This window comes from Sinorhizobium sp. NFACC03 (assembly GCF_900103435.1).
In the GTDB taxonomy this organism is placed as follows: Bacteria; Pseudomonadota; Alphaproteobacteria; order Rhizobiales; family Rhizobiaceae; genus Ensifer.
On record NZ_FMXF01000003.1, the window covers coordinates 57,593 to 77,942 of the forward strand.

At 63.2% G+C, this 20,350-nt stretch carries 19 protein-coding genes; 11 read left to right on the top strand and 8 right to left on the bottom strand.

The genetic code is table 11. The annotated features are described in order from the left end of the window. Positions 1-1,620, bottom strand: coding sequence for a benzoate-CoA ligase family protein (locus tag BLU35_RS07215; protein WP_093232529.1), 1,620 nt, complete (start codon positions 1,618-1,620; stop codon positions 1-3). Positions 1,621-1,947: 327 nt separating this feature from the next. Here BLU35_RS07215 and BLU35_RS07220 point away from each other — a divergent pair, with 327 nt between their 5' ends. After that, complete coding sequence (locus tag BLU35_RS07220; protein WP_093232530.1) at positions 1,948-2,778, top strand: hormone-sensitive lipase; 831 nt, start codon at positions 1,948-1,950, stop codon at positions 2,776-2,778. A 158-nt stretch (positions 2,779-2,936) separates the two neighbouring features. Beyond that, positions 2,937-4,268, top strand: coding sequence for an APC family permease (locus BLU35_RS07225; protein ID WP_093232531.1), 1,332 nt, complete (start codon positions 2,937-2,939; stop codon positions 4,266-4,268). On the opposite strand, the gene BLU35_RS07230 is transcribed toward BLU35_RS07225, so the two are convergent. Continuing rightward, the gene (locus BLU35_RS07230; RefSeq protein WP_176907155.1) at positions 4,269-5,048 is read right to left on the bottom strand and encodes a helix-turn-helix transcriptional regulator; all 780 of its coding nucleotides are present in this window, start codon (positions 5,046-5,048) and stop codon (positions 4,269-4,271) included. It lies immediately after the preceding gene. Positions 5,049-5,097: 49 nt separating this feature from the next. Here BLU35_RS07230 and BLU35_RS07235 point away from each other — a divergent pair, with 49 nt between their 5' ends. Further along, entirely contained in the window at positions 5,098-6,549 is a 1,452-nt protein-coding gene (locus BLU35_RS07235; RefSeq protein WP_093232533.1) for an amidase, read from the top strand. 260 nt (positions 6,550-6,809) lie between these two features. On the opposite strand, the gene BLU35_RS07240 is transcribed toward BLU35_RS07235, so the two are convergent. Next, the gene (locus BLU35_RS07240) at positions 6,810-7,703 is read right to left on the bottom strand and encodes a DMT family transporter (RefSeq protein ID WP_093232534.1); all 894 of its coding nucleotides are present in this window, start codon (positions 7,701-7,703) and stop codon (positions 6,810-6,812) included. Positions 7,704-7,992: 289 nt separating this feature from the next. Here BLU35_RS07240 and BLU35_RS07245 point away from each other — a divergent pair, with 289 nt between their 5' ends. From BLU35_RS07245 to BLU35_RS07270, 6 genes are all read left to right on the top strand, one after another. Continuing rightward, positions 7,993-9,324 carry a PQQ-dependent sugar dehydrogenase gene (locus BLU35_RS07245; protein ID WP_093232535.1) on the top strand — a complete coding sequence of 444 codons (1,332 nt, stop codon included), beginning with the start codon at positions 7,993-7,995 and terminating at the stop codon, positions 9,322-9,324. Positions 9,325-9,432: 108 nt separating this feature from the next. After that, positions 9,433-9,951, top strand: coding sequence for an SRPBCC family protein (locus BLU35_RS07250; protein ID WP_093232536.1), 519 nt, complete (start codon positions 9,433-9,435; stop codon positions 9,949-9,951). Then, entirely contained in the window at positions 9,935-10,264 is a 330-nt protein-coding gene (locus tag BLU35_RS07255; RefSeq protein ID WP_058322323.1) for an ArsR/SmtB family transcription factor, read from the top strand. The genes BLU35_RS07250 and BLU35_RS07255 overlap by 17 nt, the downstream gene beginning before the upstream one ends. Before the next feature lie 440 nt (positions 10,265-10,704). Further along, positions 10,705-12,231 (top strand): sensor histidine kinase, encoded by a 1,527-nt coding sequence (locus tag BLU35_RS07260; RefSeq protein WP_093232537.1) that lies wholly within the window; start codon positions 10,705-10,707, stop codon positions 12,229-12,231. Positions 12,232-12,233: 2 nt separating this feature from the next. Continuing rightward, positions 12,234-12,611: a response regulator gene (locus BLU35_RS07265; RefSeq protein ID WP_093232700.1), complete on the top strand. Its 378-nt coding sequence runs from the start codon at positions 12,234-12,236 to the stop codon at positions 12,609-12,611. Between the two features lie 138 nt (positions 12,612-12,749). Beyond that, entirely contained in the window at positions 12,750-13,334 is a 585-nt protein-coding gene (locus BLU35_RS07270) for a cysteine hydrolase family protein (RefSeq protein ID WP_093232538.1), read from the top strand. A gap of 47 nt (positions 13,335-13,381) precedes the next feature. Here BLU35_RS07270 and BLU35_RS07275 read toward each other — a convergent pair whose 3' ends face one another. Further along, a complete protein-coding gene (locus BLU35_RS07275) occupies positions 13,382-14,584 on the bottom strand; it encodes an MFS transporter (RefSeq protein ID WP_093232539.1) in 1,203 nt (400 codons plus the stop codon). A gap of 142 nt (positions 14,585-14,726) precedes the next feature. Here BLU35_RS07275 and BLU35_RS07280 point away from each other — a divergent pair, with 142 nt between their 5' ends. Both BLU35_RS07280 and BLU35_RS07285 read left to right on the top strand, forming a co-directional pair. Then, the gene (locus tag BLU35_RS07280; protein ID WP_093232540.1) at positions 14,727-15,290 is read left to right on the top strand and encodes a TetR/AcrR family transcriptional regulator; all 564 of its coding nucleotides are present in this window, start codon (positions 14,727-14,729) and stop codon (positions 15,288-15,290) included. A gap of 128 nt (positions 15,291-15,418) precedes the next feature. Continuing rightward, on the top strand, positions 15,419-15,850 hold the full coding sequence (locus BLU35_RS07285; protein ID WP_093232541.1) for a CHRD domain-containing protein: 432 nt from the start codon (positions 15,419-15,421) through the stop codon (positions 15,848-15,850). Positions 15,851-15,864: 14 nt separating this feature from the next. On the opposite strand, the gene BLU35_RS07290 is transcribed toward BLU35_RS07285, so the two are convergent. The 4 genes from BLU35_RS07290 to BLU35_RS07305 all read right to left on the bottom strand — a co-directional run bounded on the left by BLU35_RS07290 (position 15,865) and on the right by BLU35_RS07305 (position 20,051). Further along, positions 15,865-16,680 (bottom strand): carbohydrate ABC transporter permease, encoded by an 816-nt coding sequence (locus tag BLU35_RS07290; RefSeq protein ID WP_093232542.1) that lies wholly within the window; start codon positions 16,678-16,680, stop codon positions 15,865-15,867. Then, entirely contained in the window at positions 16,677-17,618 is a 942-nt protein-coding gene (locus tag BLU35_RS07295; protein ID WP_093232543.1) for a carbohydrate ABC transporter permease, read from the bottom strand. Before BLU35_RS07295 ends, BLU35_RS07290 begins: the two co-directional genes overlap by 4 nt. Continuing rightward, on the bottom strand, positions 17,615-18,646 hold the full coding sequence (locus BLU35_RS07300; RefSeq protein WP_093232544.1) for an aldo/keto reductase: 1,032 nt from the start codon (positions 18,644-18,646) through the stop codon (positions 17,615-17,617). The genes BLU35_RS07295 and BLU35_RS07300 overlap by 4 nt, the downstream gene beginning before the upstream one ends. A gap of 64 nt (positions 18,647-18,710) precedes the next feature. Next, positions 18,711-20,051, bottom strand: a complete 1,341-nt coding sequence (locus BLU35_RS07305; RefSeq protein ID WP_093232545.1) for an ABC transporter substrate-binding protein — start codon at positions 20,049-20,051, stop codon at positions 18,711-18,713. Positions 20,052-20,350 lie beyond the last annotated feature (299 nt).

The following is a 20,350-nucleotide window of genomic DNA, read 5'->3' on the forward strand; positions in this document are numbered from 1 at the left end:
TTAGTTCTCCGACCGCAATCGGAACCGCTGGATCTTGCCCGTGGCTGTCTTCGGCAGGTTCTCCAGGAATTTGACCGATCGCGGATATTTGTAAGGCGCGATCGTCGCCTTCACATGATCCTGCAGGCGCTTGATCGTCGCGTCGTCGGCCGAGACGCCTGAAATCAGTACGACATAGGCTTCGACGATCTGGCCGCGCTCCGCATCGGGCGCTCCGACGACGGCGCATTCCGCGACTTCCGGGTGCGAAATCAACGCCGCCTCGACCTCGGGGCCGGCGATGTTGTAGCCGGCCGTAACGATCATGTCGTCCGAGCGGGCGGCGAAATGGAAGAAGCCGTCTTCGTCCTGATAGAAAGCGTCGCCGGTCAGGTTCCAGCCGTCGCGGACATAATCGCGCTGGCGGGCGTCCGCCATATAGCGGCAGCCGGTCGGGCCGCGCACCGCGAGCTTGCCGACCGTACCGCGAGGGACCTCCCGCATCTCGTCATCGACGATCCGGGCTTCGTAGCCACCGACCGGCTTGCCGGTCGAGGCGGCCTTGCGGTCTTCGAAGCGGTTGGAAATGAAGATGTGCAGCATCTCTGTCGCGCCGATCCCGTCGAGGATTGGCTTGCCGGTTTTTTCCGTCCACTCCTCGAAGACGGGCCCCGGCAGCGTTTCGCCCGCCGAGATCGCTACCCGGAGCGACGAAAGGTCGGCACCGTTGTCCATCGCCTTCATCATCGCCCGATAGGCGGTCGGAGCGGTAAACGAGATCGTTGCTTTGTACTTCTCGATGATCTCCACCATGTTGGCGGGCGTCGCGTGCTCGAGCAGCGTTGCCGCCGCGCCGAAACGCAAGGGGAAGATGGCAAGGCCGCCGAGACCGAAGGTGAAGGCGAGCGGCGGTGAGCCGACGAAGACATCGTCGGGTGTCACCCCGAGCACCTCCCTGGCATAGCCGTCGGCAATAACAAGGAGATCGCGATGGAAGTGCATGGTTGCCTTCGGGACCCCTGTCGTGCCCGAGGTGAAACCGAGAAGGGCGACGTCGTCACGACCGGTGTGTACCGCTTCGAAGACCACAGACTTGTCGAGCGCAATGCGGTCGAGTTCGGCGTCGTGGTTTGCTGTCCCGTCGAAGCCGACGACCTGCTTCAGGTAGCGACTGTCCTTGGCGCAGGCGATCATCTCGTCCATCAGGCGGGTATCGCAAAGCGTCAGGCTGACCTCTGCCTTGTCGACGATCTTGGTCAGTTCGCCGGCTCTGAGCATCGGCATGGTGTTGACGACCACGGCGCCGGCCTTGGTGGCCGCCAGCCAACAGGCGACCATGGCCGGATTGTTGGCCGAGCGGATGAGCACACGGTGGCCAGGCTTCACGCCGTAGTTTTCAACGAGGGCATGGGCGAGCCTGTTCGTCCAGTCGGACAGCTCCTTGTAGGTTCGCCGGCGCCCGTTGCCGATCAGCGCGGTATGGTCGCCAAAACCCTTTGCGACCATGGCATCCGTCAATTCGACGGCGGCGTTGAGATGGTCCGGGTAGTCGAAGCCTTCGAGACGGAATTCCGGCCATTCTTCCGGTGGCGGCAGATGGTCGCGTGTGAACGTATCGACGTGCGAAGTCGGTCCAAGCATGTGGCGGCTGTTCCCTTGTTCAGTTTCTGCCCGTTGCCCAGGCATTTTCAAAGCCGGCTAAAGTTCTGGTCGTCGCGCGGAGCCCTGCCGTGCGAACAGACGCCAAGCCTCGCCGCATCGTCGTCGATGGGGGCATGCCGTCGCCAGGGCGGCTCCAGTGATCGTGATGGGCACAGCGAGACCTCCACTTCTCGGCTGAACATGGGGCAGCATCGCACCAGTCCAAAATTATTTCAAGCCTAAAGTTTTTTTGAATGACGCATTGCGTTTCTTGATGGGGCAGGCGATTTCTATGCGTGGGGAGACATCGAAGGGAGGATTGCATCGATGCTGGAACACCGTGTTTCCGATTGGAACGACGCCTATGCCAATGGCGTGAACATTGCGCGGGGCGACCGGTGGCCGCAGGCATGGGTTGGGCCGGCGGAGGCATTCCGCAATGCGCTTTCGGCATCAGGGCTGGCGAAACTCGACCTTGCCTATGGCGAGCGATCCAGAAATCGCATGGACCTTTTCTTCCCCGATGGCGCGGCCAAAGGCCTGGTCGTCTTCGTGCACGGTGGGTTCTGGCTGCAGCTCGACAAGAGCTTCTGGTCGCATCTCGCCGCGGGCGCTGTCGCCAGTGGTTACGCCGTCGCCATGCCGTCCTACACGCTCTGCCCGGAGATCCGTATCGCGGGGATCGTCGAGGAGGTCGCGGCCGCAATCGGTGAGGCGGCAAAGCTGGTCGAAGGGCCGCTGATGCTGACTGGGCATTCGGCTGGCGGCCATCTCGTCAGCCGGATGATCACGGCGACCGCGCCGCTCTCGCCGGATGTCCAGGGACGCGTCCGCAACGTCGTCTCGATCTCGGGCGTGCATGACCTGCGACCGATTATGTCGACCGGGATGAACGAGAAGCTTGCGATCGACGAGGCGGAGGCTCTTTCGCAAAGCCCGGCGCTGCTGCGGCCGATGCGGGATGCCCGCATCACCTGCTGGGTCGGCGGCGGAGAGCGCGCCGAATTCCTGCGCCAGAATGCCCTGCTTGCCAATATCTGGACGGGACTGGGTGCAACCACGGCCGCCATCGTCGAACCGGACAGGCACCACTTCAACGTCATCGACGGTCTTGCCGACGCCGGGCATCCGCTGACGCGAACTCTGCTTTCGGTGTGAGTGCGGCGCTGGTCCAAGGGCCGGGTGGTTGCGAAATCCGGGGCACCCTGCTCGCTCTCCCTCGCCATGTCACGGGGGAGCGCCATAACACCCTAGGGTTATTGGCATAGCCCTCGGTTTCCCCGACGCTTCCAGTCTGTTCGTTGGAGGAGGGGAACATGACACAAAACATTAAACTCGATCGAACCCTTGGTCTGTGGTCAGTGGTGCTGTTCGGGCTTGCCTACATGACGCCGATGATCGTGTTCGGCACGTTCGGGGCGCTGGCCTCGGCAAGCCAGGGTACGACGGCGATGGCCTATTTCATCGCAGCGCTTGCAATTTTCCTGACGGCGGCGAGCTACGGGATCATGGCGAAGGTCTATCCGGTCGCCGGATCCGCCTACACCTACGCCCGCAAGTCGCTGAATTCCGGTGCGGGCTTCCTGGTCGGCTGGGCCGTCCTGCTCGACTATTTCTTCCTGCCGATGGTTATCTGGCTGATCGGTGCCGCCTATCTGGGCTCCGCCTTCCCGGCCGTTCCGGCCTGGCTGTGGATCGTCGGCTTCATTGTGCTGACGACAGCCGTAAACGTCATCGGCATCGCTTTCGCCAACCGGGTGAACGTCGTGCTGATGCTGGTGCAGCTCACCGTGCTGATCGCCTTCGTCGCGCTGGCAGCGCGCTATGTCGTTGCCATCAATGGTGTCGGTGGGCTTGCGTCGGTACGGCCATTCTTCGAAGCGAATGTGCCGTTCAGTGCTTCCGTCGCCGGTGCGGCAATCGCAGCCTATTCTTTCCTGGGCTTCGATGCCGTCTCAACCCTGACGGAAGAGACGCGTGACCCAACCCGCACGATGCCGAAGGCGATTATGATCATCGCGGTGATCGGCGGGATCATCTTCACCGGTTCGGCCTATGTGACACAGCTCGCCCATCCCGGCGGCGAATTTACCTCTGTCGATTCCGCTGCGTCGGAAATCGCTCTGATGATCGGCGGCGATATCTTCGTGACCCTGTTCCTCGCCACGCTCGTGGTTGCCCAGTTCACCTCGGGGCTTGCGGCACAGGCGAGCGTCGGTCGGCTGCTTTTCGCCATGGGCCGCGACGGCGTGTTGCCGATGGGGATCTTCGGCAAGCTGCATGAGAAATGGCGCACGCCGGTGTTCAACCTCGCGCTCGTCGGTATCGTCGGCCTGCTTGCGCTCACACTCGACGTGACGACCTCGACGTCCTTTATCAATTTCGGCGCGTTCCTCGCCTTCACCGCCGTCAATGTCTCGGTGATCGCGCTCTATCTGCAGGGCAATGCAATCGTGCGGCCGCTGGGCGCGCTGCTCGGGCTTGTCGTGCCGGCCGTCGGTGCAGTTTGCGACCTGTTCCTGCTGTGGAATCTCGATGGCCACGCCAAGCTTCTGGGTATCATCTGGCTGGCCATTGGGGTGTGTTATCTCGCCTACCTCACCCGGTTCTTCCAGTCAGCACCGCCGGAAGTCGAGTTCGTCGAATGATCAGCGGCGGCTGAGGAAGAGATGGAAGAGTTCCGCCTGGCTGGAAATGGAGAGCTTGGCATAGGCCTGGCGACGATGGACCTTGACCGTATTCGGCGAGAGGCCGAGCGTCGCGGCGATGGAATAGGTCGAGTGACCCTTGAGGATCAGGGTCACGATCTCCAGCTCCCGTTTCGAAAGCAACGGGTGGCTGATCGTCGCTGCGGCATCCTCCTCCTCCTCGCGGGGCGGGTCGAACCGCGCACGCCAGTGCCGTTCGGCGAGCGCCCGCACGATTGGTGCAGCACTTTCCAGCCGGGCGATGTCACGGCGGGAGAAGCCGGGCACGTCGCCGATGCGCGAGAGCGACAGCACCGCATCGACGTGCGGAAGCTTCAGAATGAAGCCGATCTCGTCGACGATGCCGGTCGCCTGGTAGTGGCGGCGGAAATATTCCGTCTCGGTGAAGCGGTCCGGCGCCAACCGTCGCATCACCAGGACGCCGCCGTCGAATTTTGCGTTGCGGACGGCATCGTAGAACGGGTCGAGGATATAGGCGCCGTCAAGGTAGTGATCGACGATGGTGACGCGGTCGCCGATAATGCGCTCGTTATGGAGATCGAAGGCCTTGCCGCCTGGCGAATAGGCAAAGCCGTTCATCATCTCGAAGGCGACGAGTTGCCGAAGCGTGCGCTCCAGGGTTTCCGGGAAACCGGGCTCGCCGAGGTTTTCCACGGCCTCTGCGAGCCCGGCGTTCCAGGCATCGATATAGGCGCTCGCCCCACCGGATCTTGCTGCCACGTCCATTCCCCACCTGTCGAAGACAAGACCTAGCACGGAGTCCGCAGTCATGCAGACGGTTTCTCGCATCCTTGCGCCCATGCATCCGCTCGACCTGCCCGCAACGGAGATCGCTGCCGGGATCCGCGCCCGCCATTTTTCGGCTGAAGCGGTCGTTGCCGAATCGCTCCGCCGCGCGAAAGTCGTCAACCAGGCGCTGAACGTATTCACGCTATTGCGAGAGGAGCCCGCGCTTGCATCCGCCCGGGCGGCTGACGCGCTCATCGCAACCGGCGGTGACACGCCCGCTCTTCTCGGCGTCCCCTTCGCCGCCAAGGACTTGACACCGACCAAGGGCGATCTCACCACGCTCGGCTCGTGGACGCGTGGGAATTGGATTCCAACGGAGACGGCGCTGTGCATCGAGCGGCTGGAGGCAGCCGGCGCGATCCTGATCGGCAAGACGACGACGCCGGAATTCGCCCATTCCAGTTTCACGTCGAGCCCACGCTGGGGCGTGACCCGCAACCCCTGGAATCCGGGGCGCACCTCCGGCGGCTCCTCGGGCGGATCGGCCGTCGCTGTCGCGACCGGCGTGGTTCCCTTCGCCGAAGGCACGGACATGGGCGGGTCGGTGCGCATTCCTGCCGCTCTCTCGGGCGTCGTCGGCCTCAAGCCCAGCCTTGGGCGAATTCCCATGACGATCCTACCGAGCGTCTTCGACAACATATCCCATTTCGGCCCGCTGGCGCGCACCGTCAGCGACGCCATCGCCTTCATGGCCGCGGCTGCCGGCCCGGATGATGCGGATATCGCCTCGTTGCCGCTCTCCTTCGCGGCCGACCGGGCAAGAGCAGGCTCACTTGCGGGCCGACGCTTCGCCCTTTCGCTGGATCTTGGCTACTACAGCGTCGATGCCTCCGTGCAAGCCGCGATCCTTGCGGCGGTCGACCAGCTTCGTGCAGCCGGCGCCACGGTGGAACCGATGGACATCGGCTGGTCCCGCGCCGTCAACGACCAATGGTACGATCTCTGGTGCGTGTTCATGGCGGCATTTTTCGGCAACGCGATCGATCGCTACCGCGAGCGCATGGATCCGATCGTGGTCGAGCTCATTGAACGCGGGCTTGGTATGAATGCTACAGTCTACAAACGAGTGGAACTGCTCCGGACTGCGATGTGGCGTGATCTCGCCACGATCCTCGCCCGCTACGATGCGCTGCTCTGCCCGACTTGCGCGGTCACGGCCCCCTCGGCTGACGCGGACGACAACGACTACATTGCCGATACGCCGGACGGGCGCTTTCGCGGGCTGGACATGACCTGCCCGTTCAACCTGCTGCCGCAGTGTCCAGCCCTGTCGGTGCCTGTCGGTCTCGCCAATGATGGCCTGCCAGTCGGCCTGCAGATCGTCGGCCGCCGCTATGCCGATGAAGAGGTGCTGTCGCTTGGCGGCGCCATCGAGAGCGTGTTGCAGGCTTCGGGTTTTGCGGTCGGCCGGGCGGAGCGGTGGCGCTGGTAACGTGGGCGGCGCCTACGATCGGCAAGCTCCGCCCCTCAAAGCAGCAGGAGCTTCTTCAGCACCGAAACGACTTCCACGGCTTGCTTTTCGGCAATGTCTCATCGGGCGTTGAACTGGAAATAATCTAATAAAATCAATTGCGTGATTGTTGTTGCGTCGGTGTACTCCACGAATGCGAAGCTCGGTATCGAAGAGTCCGCCGATCGCCCGAGAGGTGCTCACCTCGCACTGCCCGGCCAATGAGGCGCACCATGAGCGTGTCAGCGAATGAAGATCAGCGCCATGCCGAGGACGACGAGGGCAGCACCGGCCCAGGCGCCGGCGGCAGGCCGTTCGCCCGTCCTCAGCCACAGCATCGGCAGGATCATGACCGGCGAGGTCGCGGACAATGTCGATACGATGCCCACCTTGCCGCCCGAGAGCGCGAAGAGCAGCAGCGTCATCCCCATGCCAAGAGCGAGGACTCCGGTCAGCGCGGTCATTGCGGCAACCTTCAAGGTTAGCGGCGCCCTCGGCTTGACCGATGGAATGGGCAGCTGGATCAAGGTGCTCAGGCACAACGCCGCAATGCCGACGCGCAGCATGGAGGCGACAAAAGGATCGATGCCGGCGGCCATGACCGGTCGCACGATGATCGAGCCGATCGCCTGGCCGGTGGCGGCGCCGAGCCCAAGCAAGACGCCGACCCAAAGCGGCCCCTTGACCTTTTCCCATTCGTGCATCTGCGCTCGGCGCTTGCCGAAGAGAATGGCGAGGAACACGCCGGTGGCCGTCAGCGCGATGCCTCCAACCGCGGTTGGTGACAGCGCTTCGCCAAGCACCAGCCAGCCGAGCAAGGCGGCGATCGGCGCGTTGAGGGCGAAGAGGATGCCGGAGCGGCGCGGACCGAGCCGGTTGAGCGCGGCAAAGAGCAGCGTGTCGCCGATGAAAATGCCGATCAAGCCGGACAAAAGCAGCGGCGTGACGCTTGTCGCATCCAGCTCACGCCACGCCCCGGTGGCGAGCACATAGATTGCCAGAAGTCCCGTGACGAAGATCTGCCGAAGGCGGTTGAAGGCGGGTGCGCCGAGATGGCCGGCCGGTCCGGCCGAGATCAACCCCGTCAGGGCCCAGCACGTCGCGGCCCCCAGCGCAGCGAGTTCATGAATTGGCATGATATTCCGATCGGTAGACTGCGGCCCCGAAGGAGCTCTCCTCGGCCTTCGTTAAAGCTTGAGCGAGCGGCATTCGTCCAGCGCTTTTTCAGCCGCATCAACAGGGCGCTTCGCGCCGGGCGGCGGATAGTGCAGCAGCGCTCATCATGGTCGTCTTGTGCCCACAGGCGATATGTCCATGGGGCCACGCGCCGACCTTGATTCCGAACGAATTTTTCAGCACTTTTCCCCAGGCGATTGGAACGCCTGAAGGCGGCTGCCGTTAGGTTGGACATTAAAGGAATCCGCCATGAAAAAGGTCCTGATTGCCCTTCTGGTCTTCGGCGCGCTCGCGGCCGCTGGCGGCCTGAGCCTCGGCTATCTGTCGCGACGGGAGGCAACGGTGCCGATTGAAAAGACCTACGGTCCCGATCCGGTTCTGGTCGAACCAAGGGTGGAGCTCGTGCCATCCGTCAGTGTCGCGGAAGCCACGCCCTGGCCTGCAGGCATGATGCCATCGGCCGCGCCAGGCCTTGCCGCTAAGGAATTTGCGGGCGGCTTCGATCATCCCCGCTGGCTGCACGTGCTGCCGAATGGCGATGTGCTGGTCGCAGAAAGCAATGCACCACCCCAACCCGACCCCGGCTTTTCGGTGCGGGCCTTTGCTGCTCAGCTCATCCAGGGCAGGGCCGGCGCCCGAAGTGAGAGCGCCAATCGCATATCGTTGTTGCGCGACGCGGACGGTGACGGCGTGGCGGAAACGAAAACGCCCTTCATCACCGGGCTCAATTCGCCGTTCGGCATGACATTGGTTGGCGGCAAGCTCTACGTTGCCAATGCCGACGCGATCGTGGCCTTACCCTACCAGGAAGGTGCAACCGAGATTACGGAGCCGGCGGACAAGATTGTCGACCTGCCGGCAGGCCGCAACCACCACTGGACGAAGGACGTCATCGCCAGCCCGGACGGGACCAAGCTTTACGTCACGGTCGGCTCCAATTCCAACGTCGGCGAAAACGGCATGGAGGAGGAAAGGGGACGCGCCGCCGTGCACGAGATCGACCTTTCCACCCGGCAGATGCGGCCGTTCGCATCCGGACTTCGCAATCCCAACGGCCTCTCATGGCAGCCGGATAGCGGTGAGCTATGGGTTGCCGTCAACGAGCGCGACGAACTCGGGCCCGATCTCGTTCCCGATTACATGACCTCGGTCAAGGACGGCGCCTTCTACGGCTGGCCCTATAGCTGGTACGGGCAGCATGTCGACGAGCGGGTGAAGCCGCAGAAACCCGAACTGGTGGCGCGCGCGATCAAGCCGGACTATGCGCTCGGCCCCCACACCGCCTCGCTCGGCCTGACCTTCAACACCGGCGACCTGTTCGGCCCGGAGATGAAGAACGGCGCCTTCGTAGGCCAGCATGGCTCGTGGAACCGGATTCCGCGCAGCGGCTACAAGGTCATCTTCGTGCCTTTCAGCAACGGCAAGCCGTCCGGCCCGCCGCGGGATATCCTGACGGGTTTCCTGACCGACGACGGCAAGGCGCTCGGCCGTCCGGTCGGCGTCGCCATCGCTCGTGATGGCGCGCTGCTTGTTGCCGACGATGTCGGCAACAAGGTGTGGCGGGTCGTGCCCGTACCGTGAGCGATCCAGCGGCGCTGGGCCAGTGGGCATAATGTGCAACTATTTGGTTGCGCATCCGTCTGCGATCCCTATACTTGCAACCAAGTCGTTGCACGAAAGGAAAGCGTCATGAGCTCATTCGATCGTATCGAGAAGGCAATCCTGCTGCGCGCGCCCATTGAGCGCGTCTGGCGGGCGATAACCGATGTCTCGGAATTCGGGCAGTGGTTCGGCGTAAAGCTGAACGAGCCTTTTGCTCCCGGGCGGGCGATAACCGGCTCTTTTAAGGGAGAGTTCAAAGCGGAGGACATTGCGAAATATCAGGCTTCGATCGGGATCGAGCCGGCACCGATCCGCCAGCCCGAGCCGAATGCAGTTTTTTGCACCGTCGAGGAAATGGATGCGCCGCGGCTTTTCAGTTTTCGCTGGATACCCTATGGCCTCGATGCCGAATGCGATCCCGCGCGGGAACCGACGACACTCGTGGAATTCCGGCTGGAAGCGGTTGCCGGTGACACACGGCTGACCGTCACCGAATCCGGCTTCGAAGGCGTGCCGGCGCATCGGCGCAAGCGCGCATTTCTCATGAATGACGGTGGCTGGAGCGCCCAGATTGAAAACATCAAGCGCCATGTCGAACACGCCTGAGCGGGAACTGGCGGGCGTCTTCGCCGCCCTGGGCGATACGACCCGCCTTGCGCTGATCACGCGGCTTTTGGCTGCCGGTGCCCTGACGGCAACCGCGCTGTCCGAGGGGCAGGCGATCACCCGGCAGGCGATCGTGAAGCACCTGCAGGTGTTGGTATCAGCTAGGCTGGTGGTGCACGAGCGTCACGGCAAGGAGGTCCTCTACGCGGTCGATCCGCGCCGTCTCGAAGAGGCGCGCGCGTTCCTGACGGCAATCGCTGAGGGTTGGGACAAGGCGCTTGGCCGGCTCAAGTCGCTTGTCGAGGCGCCGTGACGCGAGACACCCAACCGCGCTGGGCCGCTCGGAGCAAAGTGCGTGCCCGCCGGCAACCTGGATGACCTGGCCGTGATCCAATCGGACGCGCGTCGCTGAGAAGAAACAGCACTGCGGCTGCAATTCGATGGTTGCCGACGGCCTTAGCCGTGGCTACTTTTTCCCGGACGGCCGCCTGCCGACACGCGCGGCGAGCGCCGTGCCTCGGTGCACGAGGCCTATGTCGCGCCGATCAAGGTCGAGAGCCCCCACTCGGTCGCTCCCCGCACTTGCCCGTGATCGGTCCAATCGACCGCTCCAGCAGGCTTGAAATCGAAACGCCCCGCTACAGTTGTTTCCTTTTGGTCACCAGGCGTGGGACCAATTTCACAAGCGGATTCGTGATCGCAGTCTTTAGCGGTGGTCCCCGTAGATCGCTGGCCGGGACCCGGAGTGCAGACATGAGGCAGAGTTCGTCCGGCGTCGATAGCTCCTGGATCAAGAAGGCGGATGAACTGGCGGCTCTGTTTCAGTTCACGGATGCGCTCTATCGTGCCAATTCGCTGGCCGACATTTTCGATGCCACGTTCGATGCGATCGAGCGAGCCTTGCGCTGCCGCCGCGCCTCCATCCTACTTTTCGACTCTGCGGGGGTGATGCGTTTCGTCGCTTCACGCGGGCTCTCCGAAGGCTATCGCCGGGCGGTCGACGGTCACTCACCGTGGAGGCCCGGTGACCGCGAAGCCACCCCGATTTTCGTCAGCGACATAGATCTTGCCGAAGAGCCTCAGGCGCTCAAGGACACCATAAGGGGCGAGGGGATTCGCGCGCTCGCCTTCATTCCCTTGACCGCCAACGGCGTGGTCATTGGAAAATTCATGACCTATCGCGAAGTCGTGCATGTCTTCACGGAGGAGGAGGCCGTCCTCTCCCTGACGATCGCTCGGCAACTGGGCTTCAGCATCGAGCGCAGACGGACCGAGGAGGCGCACCAGCGTGCTGAGGAGGGACTTCGCCGCAGCAACGAGCGGCTGCGGATCATCCTCGACAGCGCCAGCGAGTATGCGATCATCACGCTCGACGGTGCCGGACGGATCGCAAGCTGGAACAGTGGCGCCGAACGGCTGCTCGGCTATCGCGACACCGAGATCCTCGGTCAGCCGGGTGACATTTTCTTCAGCCCGCAGGACCGTGCATCGGATGTCCCCGAGCAGGAGATGCGAACGGCGCGCGAGGAGGGGCGCGCGACCAACGAACGCTGGCACTATCGCGAGGATGGATCCCGTTTCTGGGGCTCCGGCGTCATGCTTCCCGTCGAGGAGAGCGGACCGGATCGCTATCTCAAGATCTTCAGGGATCGAACCGAGGAGCGCAGAGCACAAAAGCGCCAGAAGCTGCTGATCGGTGAGCTCAACCATCGTGTGAAGAACACGCTTGCAACCGTGCAGTCCCTTGCCGAACAGACGTTGAAGAGTGCCGATAAGCCGGAAGCCTTTGCCGAAGCGTTCAACGGCCGACTGCTTGCTCTTGCCGAGGCACACGACCTGCTGACCCGCGAGGCATGGCAGGCGGTGTACCTGAACGATATCGCCCAGGCGGTTCTCGCAGCCTGGATCGAAGACGGGCGCGTGGCTCTCCACGGGCCTGCGATCCGCATCAGCCCGAAACAGGCCCTGCCGCTTTCGATGGCGTTCAACGAATTGCTGACCAATGCGATCAAATACGGTTCTCTATCGAGCCCCGGTGGCCGTGTTGCGCTGTCATGGCAATGTAGAGACGTGTGCACGGTCCGGTGGGAAGAGCGCGGAGGACCACTGGCATCGCCCCCTCAGCGGCAGGGTTTCGGGCTGCGCGTTCTCAACCGCGGCCTCGCCAACGAACTGGGACACCCCGTCGATCTCCGGTTCGAGCCGGAAGGTGTCACCTGCACGATCGCGATGGACTTCGTCGACGGTGAGCGTGCCGGCATGGACGACAAGGGGGAATGACCATGTCTGGGATATTGACGGGACGCCGGATACTTGTCGTCGAAGACGAGATGCTGGTGGCCATGTCGATCGAGGACACCTTGGTCGATGCCGGCGGCGAAGTGATTGGTCCTGCGCCAACCGTCGGGCGGGCATTGGGGTTGCTGCAGGAGGAGACGAAAATCGACGCCGTCGTGCTGGACATGAATCTCCAGGGGCACAGCGGGCTCCCGGTCGCCGACGCATGCGATGAAAGATCGATCCCGTTTCTCATATTGAGCGGCTATGGCGACACGGCCCTGAACGGCACGCACCATGCGGCCCCGATCCTTTCCAAGCCCTTCGCGAGTGCGGTGCTGGTGGAGACGCTCAAGACGCTTTTCGGAGGCAACCGCGCGTGACGGGTCCGGGTCGTACCCGGTTGGTGACACCTGCACCGATTGCGTACAGCCGGGATAAGGAACCGCATTTCATCTCGCAGAGTTTGTTCGTTTGACCCAAATGCATCGGGTGGCCCATGTGTCGGGTGGATTGTGATCATGAACGCGGAACGCTGGATTCATATTTGCGTCGACATGCAGCGAATGTTCAACGAGGAGACGCCGTGGCAGGTGGATTGGATGGCGACGATCTCCGACCACGTGGTGGAGGTCGCTAGCCGCTTTCCGGATCGCACCATCTTCACTCGGTTCGTCCCGCCACATTCGCCGGCGGAAATGCCGGGCATGTGGCGGCCCTACTACGAAAAATGGCCGATGATGACCGCGACGCGGCTCGATCCGGGCCTGATCAATCTCCTTCCTCCCTTGCAGCGTCTGGTGCCGCCCGCCCGTGTTCTCGACAAGCGCACCTATTCCCCCTGGTTAAGCGGCAAGCTGGAAAGCCTGCTCGCTCATCAGGATATCGGAACGGTCGTTGTGACCGGCGGCGAAACGGATGTCTGCGTCTTGGCGACCGCGCTCGGAGCGATCGATCTTGGCTACAGGGTGATCCTGTTGAAGGACGCCGTCTGCAGCTCGGTCGATCAGACGCACAATGCCGCGCTCGAGCTTCTCGGCAATCGCTTTTCGGTTCAACTGGAGATCGCGACGACCGCGGAGTGGCTTGCGCAGGCGCGGGATTAGGCGCGGCCCATTCGGGAAACTTTGCGCGCCACCCTGTTCGCCGCCCTTCAAGCCATGCTTGGTTCCCTCTCCGGCGATGCGCGGCTGGCCATCAGACCCATGAGACCGATGCCGATGATCGCTGCCGCATAGATGTCGGTCGTGAGCTGGTAGCCCACCGCCTTCGCCAGAAAGCCGGCCAGAATCGCCGGCAGACTGAACGCCAGATAGCTCTGGATGTAGATGGCGGACAGCAGCCCGGCGCGCTCTTCGGTTTTTGCCAGCGGCATGACCGAGCCGAGCGTGGCGAGGAAGCTCGTGCCGAAACCCATGCCGGTGAGAAGCGTGCCGACGATCAGGACGGGCACATAGGCGAGATGCGTTCCGGCGACCACGGTCAGCATGCCGAAGGTCGTGCTCAAGACGCCGAAGGTCAGGTTTGCCTGAGGGTTGCGCGCACGGCGAAGGAAGACGCCGAACGCGCCGGCGGCCATCAGCGCCGCGACCACGGCGCCTCCGGTGAGCGGGTTCTTGCTTCCCGTGGTGGCGGCGACAAGCGAGGGGACGAGCGAGAGGTAAAAACCCCCAAGCGCCCAGTTCGCGATATTTACGGGGGTGACGAGCGCCAGCGGCCGCTTGGCGCGCTGCGGAATGGCGATCCGCGGCATGAGCGAGGACAGCGCTCCGGGACGACGCGCGCCGGTTTCAGGGATCAGCCAGATCGCCGCTGCCTGGACTATGAAGCCGACGAACAGCAGCACATAGATGAGATGCAGCGGAAGGGGGCCGTACTGTATCAGCGCGCTGGTGCCGAGCGCCCCGACCGCCAGGCCGATCAAAGGTGCGAGCGAGTTGACCAGCTGTCCCCTGACGTGATCGACATCGACGAGCGCCGCGCCGAGCGAAGCGCCGGCAACGCCGGTCGCAAGACCCTGCACGATGCGTGCTGCGATCAGCCAGCCGGTTCCGTCGGCAAGGACGAACAGAGCCATCGCTGCCATCTCGACGAGCAGCGCTGCGAAAATCACCGGCTTGCGCCCGAGATGATCTGAGATCGAACCGGCGATCAGCAATGCCACGAGAAGTGCGAAGGCATAGACCGCGAAAATAACGGTCATCTCCACCGGGCTGGCGGCGAAGTTCTCCTGGTAGAAGCGGTAAAGCGGGGTTGGGGCCGAGGAGGCGCCGAAGAATGTCGCGAGCGTGACGGCGTAGAAGGCAATGGGATTTGCCGCGCGAGTGCTCTCTCTGGATTCGGAGGATGAAGACATCTATATAACCCTTAAAGCTAAATCGTTGCGTTTGGCAGATTTAGGTATGCTTCGCGCTAAAAGCAAATAATTTGCTTTTATGTTGTTGTGAGAATTTCTGAAGCATCGGCCGCACGGCCGAAGAAAGACGGGGTTGGAGCGAATGGCGACAAAGGAAAGCCCGCGGCCGGGCGGACGAAGCGCCCGGGTTCAGGCATCGGTTCACAAGGCCGTGCAGACCTTGCTGGCGACGCTCGAGCGCACCGAGGTCACAGTTCCGCTGATCGCAGCGGAAGCGGGCGTCACGCCTTCGACCATCTATCGCCGCTGGGGCGACCTGCAGGAACTGCTCGCAGACGTCGCGGTCGAGCGGCTGCGTCCCGACATGGTTCCGGTCGACACTGGAAGTTTTGGCAGTGACCTGATGGCCTGGGCCGAGCAATATGCCGAGGAAATGTCCTCCGGGCCGGGTCGCGAAATGATCCGTGACGTGCTTGCGGCGCAGGATGGAAGCGGTGCCTACCAGTGCTGCAACTTCACCAGGCAGCAGATCGAAGTGATCGCCGAACGCGCCGAGGAGCGTGGTGAAGTCTTTCCGGATGTCGAGGCCGTCATGGACGGCGTCGTCGCGCCGATCATGTATCGGATCCTCTTTGGCGGTGCGCCTGACGCGGCGCACGTCGAGCGTCTGGTGACGGCATCGCTGGCATCAAACCCGGCGCCTTGAGGCGTAGTTGCTTCCAAGAAGCATAACACCCGCATCCCGCGTAGGTCTTGTGAGGATCCCGCAACCGGAACCTAAACCCGTTCCCGGGGTTGGAACACCTGCTGAACACCTGTTCTGGAGGATGCGAGATGAGACCGTTCCACAAGAGTTCCCTTCTGGCTGGCCTTGCGACTATTGTGATCTTGGCCGCCGGCGGCGTTTCGGCCGAAACCCTGAAGTTCAAGGCGGACATGACGGGACCGGGTGAGGTGCCGCCGAACGAAAGCGAGGGCAAGGGCACAGGCGAGATCACCCTCGATACGACGACGAAGAAGGTGACCTGGACGGTGACCGCCGATGGCCTGTCGGGGGATGCGACCGCCGCCCATTTCCACGGTCCGGCAGCCGCAGGCGAAAATGCCGATCCGGTCGTCGACATCTCGACCTCGATGAAATCTGGTTCTGCCGAGCTTACCGATCAGCAGCTCGCAGATCTGCAAGGCGGAAAGTGGTACCTCAACATCCACACGGCGAAATTCCCCGACGGCGAGATTCGCGGCCAGGTGGAGAAGGCACAGTAGACGCTGGCGGTCTTCTACTTCACTGCGCCATGGGCCAGTCCGCTGACCAGATAGCGCTGCATGAACAGCGCGATCAGGTAGACCGGGGCGATGCCCGCGAGCGAGGCTGCGGCCATCTGGCCGAAATTCACCAGCCTGTCGCCCTGGAAAAGAGAAATGCCGACCGGCAGCGTTCGCGTGGCATCGGAGAAGGTGAAGGCCGAGGCGAAGAGGAACTCGTTGTAGGCGAGCACCGTGACGATGATGAAGGTCGCCACGATGCCGGGCGCAATGATCGGCACCACGATCTGCAGCAGAATGCGTAGCGGCCCCGCCCCGTCGATGGCGGCCGCCTGCTCGATCTCGAGCGGCATCCGGCGCAGGAACGGTGTCAGCAGCCAGAAGGCGACGGGCACGTTGGCAAGCCCGTAGATCAGAACCAGGCCGGCGCGCGTGTCGAGCAGGCCGCTCGTCTTCAGCAGGAAGAACAGCGGGATCAGTGCGACGATCGGCGGCGCCATGTAGCTCGAGAGCGTCACGTCCGAAAGCCATTGGCCACCGATCTTCAACCGCAGGACCGCGTAGGCCGACGGCAGCGTGAGCGCGATGGTGAGCAGCCCCGCCAGCAGCGACACGGTCACGGAATTCACGATGAACCCGATGACATTGGCCGCCTCGAAGGCCGCCGGCCAGTTGGCAAGGGTTGGCGCCGTCGGCCAGAACGAGCCGTTCAGCACGTCGTCCTTCGTCTTCAGGGAAACGGCGATGAGATAGAGGATGGGCAGGGCGAAAAAGCCGACGATCGGCGCCGTTGCCAGACCCAGCCAGAGATGGCGTCCGACGCGCCTCATAGTTCGCGCCTTTCGAAACGCTGGTGCAGGCGCACCACCGGCAGCGTCGCCAGACCGATGATCAACGCATAGACGATTGTCTCGGCGGCCGCCCGACCGACATCGAACTGCTCGATCGCCCGGCGATAGATGGAAAATCCTGCCGAGGTCGTCGCAAACCCAGGCCCGCCGAAAGTGAGGATGTAGACGAGGTCGAACAGCTTGAACGAGAGGATCAGCTTCAGGAGGTAGATGGACGAGAGCGGTGCGGCGACAAGCGGCAGCGTGATATGCCAGAAGCGCTGCCAGCCATTCGCGCCATCGACGAGTGCCGCTTCCCGCACACCCTCCGGGATCGTCGAAAGGGCTGCAAAGCAGAGGATGACGATGAAGGGCGTCCATTGCCAGAGGTCGGCAACGGCGATCGCCAGCCAGGCCAATAGGGGGTGGCCGAGGAAAGAGATCGGCTGGGAGATCATGCCGTAGTTGATCAATGTGCCGTTCAAAAGTCCGCCCGCGGGCGCGAAGATCAGCTTCCAGGCGATGCCGACCATGACGGGCGGCGTCATCAACGGCAGCAGCACAAGGCTCATCAGCAAGCGACCGCCTTTCAGCAGAGACGTGAACAGCAGCGCGATCAGGAAACCCAGTGCGAGTTGCAGCAGCGACGTCGACAGCGCATAGGCGACACTTCTGCCCATTGCCGAAAGGAAGATCGGATCCTGAAGCGCCGTTGCGAAGTGCTTGACGCCGACGAAGCCGCGAAACGGTTTTCCAAGCGTGCTCTTGCTGAAGGCAAGCCCCAGCAGGAAGACCGTCGGGTAGAGCGTGGTGACGGCCAGTGCGAACACGACGGGAGCGATCCACAACGCGCGGCCGAGACGCGCTGCAAGGACGCCTCGTCGCGCGAAATGGCGATCGGTGTCCGGCCCAAGAGCGTCGAGGGTGAAGGCGGTCATGCCGCCTCTGCCAGAGCCGGCCGCGTCGGCCCACTGCCAGCCCGCGTGGCAACCAGCATGTCCTCGATGTCATCGAGGTCGCCAGGGGTGAGCGCCACGGTCGCCGCTTCGATCCAGCCGTCGATATGCGTTGGCTGACGTGCCCCTATGATCGCCCCGGTGACACCGGGCCAGGAGAGCGCCCAGGCGGCAGCGATCGCGGCAATGGTCGTCTCGTGCCGCGCGGCGATGTGCCTCAGTCCCTCGGCGAAAGCGAGATTGCGGTGGAGCGCCTCGCCGGAAAATTCCTCGTCGCGCGACCGCCAGTCGTTCGTCGGAAGCGCCCGGGCGCGGGCCGGCGTGAAAGCGCCAGTAAGCAGGCCCGACTGCAGCGGACTATAGGCGATGACGCCGCTGCCATGCGCGCGCACCCAGGGCAGGTCGTTCTCGGCGAACGTGCGTTTGATCGCGGAAAAAGGTGGCTGCACCACGTCGACGGGAGCGACCGTGGCAGCGCGCTCCAGCAGTTCCCGGTCGTGGTTCGAAAGACCGATTGCCCCGACCTTGCCCTCTTTCTTGAGGTCGGCAAAGGTTGCCCAATAGTCTTCGACCGGTGTGCCGTCGTTGGTGGGCCAATGCATCTGGTAAAGGTCGATCACCTCGACGCCGAGCCGCTTCAGCGAAGCCTCCACCTCGCGGCGCAGCGATTTGGCATTGCCGATGCGGGCCGGAAGGGCGTTGCGATTGTCCGGATCCCAGACCAGTCCGGCCTTGGTGAAGATCAGCGGGCGCTCGGATTTCGGGATTGTCGAGAGCGCTTCACGAACGATCTCCTCGGAATGACCGAGACCGTAGACCGGTGCCGTGTCGATCCAGTTGATGCCGCGCTGCACCGCATGACGGATAGCTGCAATAGACTGGGAATCGTCCTGGCTTCCCCAGCCCCATCCCCAATCGGGGCCGCCGATCGCCCAGGCGCCGAAGCCGACGGGAGTGATGTCGAAGCCGGTACGGCCGAGTCTGCGCTTCGGCAAGATTTCCGTGGTCATGATCTTTCACCTCTAAAGAGAAGAGGGGCGCTGCCGGGAGGAAGCGAGCGCCCCCAGGGAGCAATCAGCCGTTGGTCTCGATGATCTCGGTCCAGGTCTGGTGGGCATCGGCGATCGCCTGTTCTGCGCTCTTGGTGCCGGCCAGCGCCAGCGCCAGCTCGTCGGTCAGCGCGTTTTCGAGCTTCGGCGCATAGACGGCGGTCGGCCAGGCAAGGCTGTTTTCCAAGGCGCCGTCGTCGAGCAGCGGCTGCACGAGCGGCTGGAACGCCCTAAACTTCTCCGACTTCAGGCCCGACTGGCGGTCCGGGTCGATGCCGGAGCCGGTCAGCGCCAGCAGCTGCTCGTGATAGTCCTTACTGGTGGCGAGCTTGATCAGGTCCCAGGCGACATTCTTGTTCTTGGATCCGCTGGTGATCGCAAAGCCGAAGCCCGCGTTGAAGGCGAGGCGCGGCGTCTTGTTGCTGCCGCCGGTCGGAATACGGGCCACGCCCCATTTGTCGACGATCTTCGAGCCCTTGGGATCCTGGGCGTAGCCGCCAAGATCGGTCCAGAAATCGATCTGCGCCGCCTTGCCGTTGAGAAAGGCGGGCAGGCCTTCCTCAAAGCGCGTTTCGAGCGGGGTCGGCAGCGCGTGGGGTGCGGAGGCGAGCAGCGACTTCAAGGCCTTGACGGCCTCGGTGCTGTCAAGCGCGGAGGTGCCGTCCGGCTTCAGGAAGTTGCCGCCGAAGCCGGTCAGGCGGTTGGCATAGGTCGAGAGGATGATGACCGGGATCTTGGCGCCCAGGACGGCCGCGCCATAGATGCCGTTCTTCGATTCGGCCTCGGTGATCACCTTGGCGTTCTCGTTGTATTCGTCCCAGGTGGAGGGCGCCTTCAGGCCGTAACGGTCGAAGAGTTCGCGGTTGTAGAACAACAGGTGGCTGTCGCCGTCATAGGGCAGGCCATAGCGGCGGCCGTTGTGCAGCGTGTACTGGTCGTAGATGGTCTGGATGAAATCTTCCGGCTGGATCTCGACCTTGTCGCGCTCGATAAGGTCGGTCACGTCCTCGATCACGCCGTCCTCGGCAAGCTGACCCTTGTAGGTGTAGAAATAGTCGATGACATCGAACTGGTTGGCGCCCGATTGCACGTCCAGCGTCGCCTTGACGCTGACCTGGTCATAAGGCACCGCCGTGACGTTGACCTTGGCGCCGGTCAGCTTCTCGAAGTCCTCGGCGATCTTCTTGCCGGTGACGACATGCGGCTGGATGATCAGCAGATTGATCGTGCGCCCGGCGTACTTGTTGCCGGAAGCAAGGGCCGTCGACGAGGCAAGTGGGGCGATGAAGGGCAGGGTGCCCGCGGCGGCAAGCGATTTCAGCACGCTGCGGCGGCGATAGGCCTGGCCGAAAATGGAACTGGACATGGAATCCTCCGTCGAGATCTGAGTTCTGGCGGTCGGCGATGGCGTGCGCCAATCCGTTGGCCGGCGGTCTGCGCCGTGCGACTTTGCTTCAGCATCATGGGGGAGAAGAGGATTCTGATATACAGATAATACATATATTTTATGGACTATCTGAGAACGATTTTCCTGCGGCGAGCCGCCGGTCGGGGTAGGAATTTCTCAGGCGACCCGATCGCCGCATCAATGCCGTTGGAGGCGGAAGACGCTCCCGTCGGCGCTGTTGCGGGAACGAGCCGCGCCAGACCGTAGAGACGGCAGAG

What these genes read in the sequence shown, in the direction of transcription:
- BLU35_RS07280 (WP_093232540.1), top strand. Translation starts at nt 14,727, where the DNA reads ATGGCGACAAAGGAAAGCCCGCGGCCGGGCGGACGAAGCGCCCGGGTT.
- BLU35_RS07260 (WP_093232537.1), top strand. Translation starts at nt 10,705, where the DNA reads ATGAGGCAGAGTTCGTCCGGCGTCGATAGCTCCTGGATCAAGAAGGCG.
- BLU35_RS07290 (WP_093232542.1), bottom strand. Translation starts at nt 16,680, where the DNA reads ATGAGGCGCGTCGGACGCCATCTCTGGCTGGGTCTGGCAACGGCGCCG.
- BLU35_RS07225 (WP_093232531.1), top strand. Translation starts at nt 2,937, where the DNA reads ATGACACAAAACATTAAACTCGATCGAACCCTTGGTCTGTGGTCAGTG.
- BLU35_RS07295 (WP_093232543.1), bottom strand. Translation starts at nt 17,618, where the DNA reads ATGACCGCCTTCACCCTCGACGCTCTTGGGCCGGACACCGATCGCCAT.
- BLU35_RS07270 (WP_093232538.1), top strand. Translation starts at nt 12,750, where the DNA reads ATGAACGCGGAACGCTGGATTCATATTTGCGTCGACATGCAGCGAATG.
- BLU35_RS07300 (WP_093232544.1), bottom strand. Translation starts at nt 18,646, where the DNA reads ATGACCACGGAAATCTTGCCGAAGCGCAGACTCGGCCGTACCGGCTTC.
- BLU35_RS07265 (WP_093232700.1), top strand. Translation starts at nt 12,234, where the DNA reads ATGTCTGGGATATTGACGGGACGCCGGATACTTGTCGTCGAAGACGAG.
- BLU35_RS07235 (WP_093232533.1), top strand. Translation starts at nt 5,098, where the DNA reads ATGCAGACGGTTTCTCGCATCCTTGCGCCCATGCATCCGCTCGACCTG.
- BLU35_RS07285 (WP_093232541.1), top strand. Translation starts at nt 15,419, where the DNA reads ATGAGACCGTTCCACAAGAGTTCCCTTCTGGCTGGCCTTGCGACTATT.
- BLU35_RS07250 (WP_093232536.1), top strand. Translation starts at nt 9,433, where the DNA reads ATGAGCTCATTCGATCGTATCGAGAAGGCAATCCTGCTGCGCGCGCCC.
- BLU35_RS07305 (WP_093232545.1), bottom strand. Translation starts at nt 20,051, where the DNA reads ATGTCCAGTTCCATTTTCGGCCAGGCCTATCGCCGCCGCAGCGTGCTG.
- BLU35_RS07275 (WP_093232539.1), bottom strand. Translation starts at nt 14,584, where the DNA reads ATGTCTTCATCCTCCGAATCCAGAGAGAGCACTCGCGCGGCAAATCCC.
- BLU35_RS07255 (WP_058322323.1), top strand. Translation starts at nt 9,935, where the DNA reads ATGTCGAACACGCCTGAGCGGGAACTGGCGGGCGTCTTCGCCGCCCTG.
- BLU35_RS07245 (WP_093232535.1), top strand. Translation starts at nt 7,993, where the DNA reads ATGAAAAAGGTCCTGATTGCCCTTCTGGTCTTCGGCGCGCTCGCGGCC.
- BLU35_RS07240 (WP_093232534.1), bottom strand. Translation starts at nt 7,703, where the DNA reads ATGCCAATTCATGAACTCGCTGCGCTGGGGGCCGCGACGTGCTGGGCC.
- BLU35_RS07220 (WP_093232530.1), top strand. Translation starts at nt 1,948, where the DNA reads ATGCTGGAACACCGTGTTTCCGATTGGAACGACGCCTATGCCAATGGC.
- BLU35_RS07215 (WP_093232529.1), bottom strand. Translation starts at nt 1,620, where the DNA reads ATGCTTGGACCGACTTCGCACGTCGATACGTTCACACGCGACCATCTG.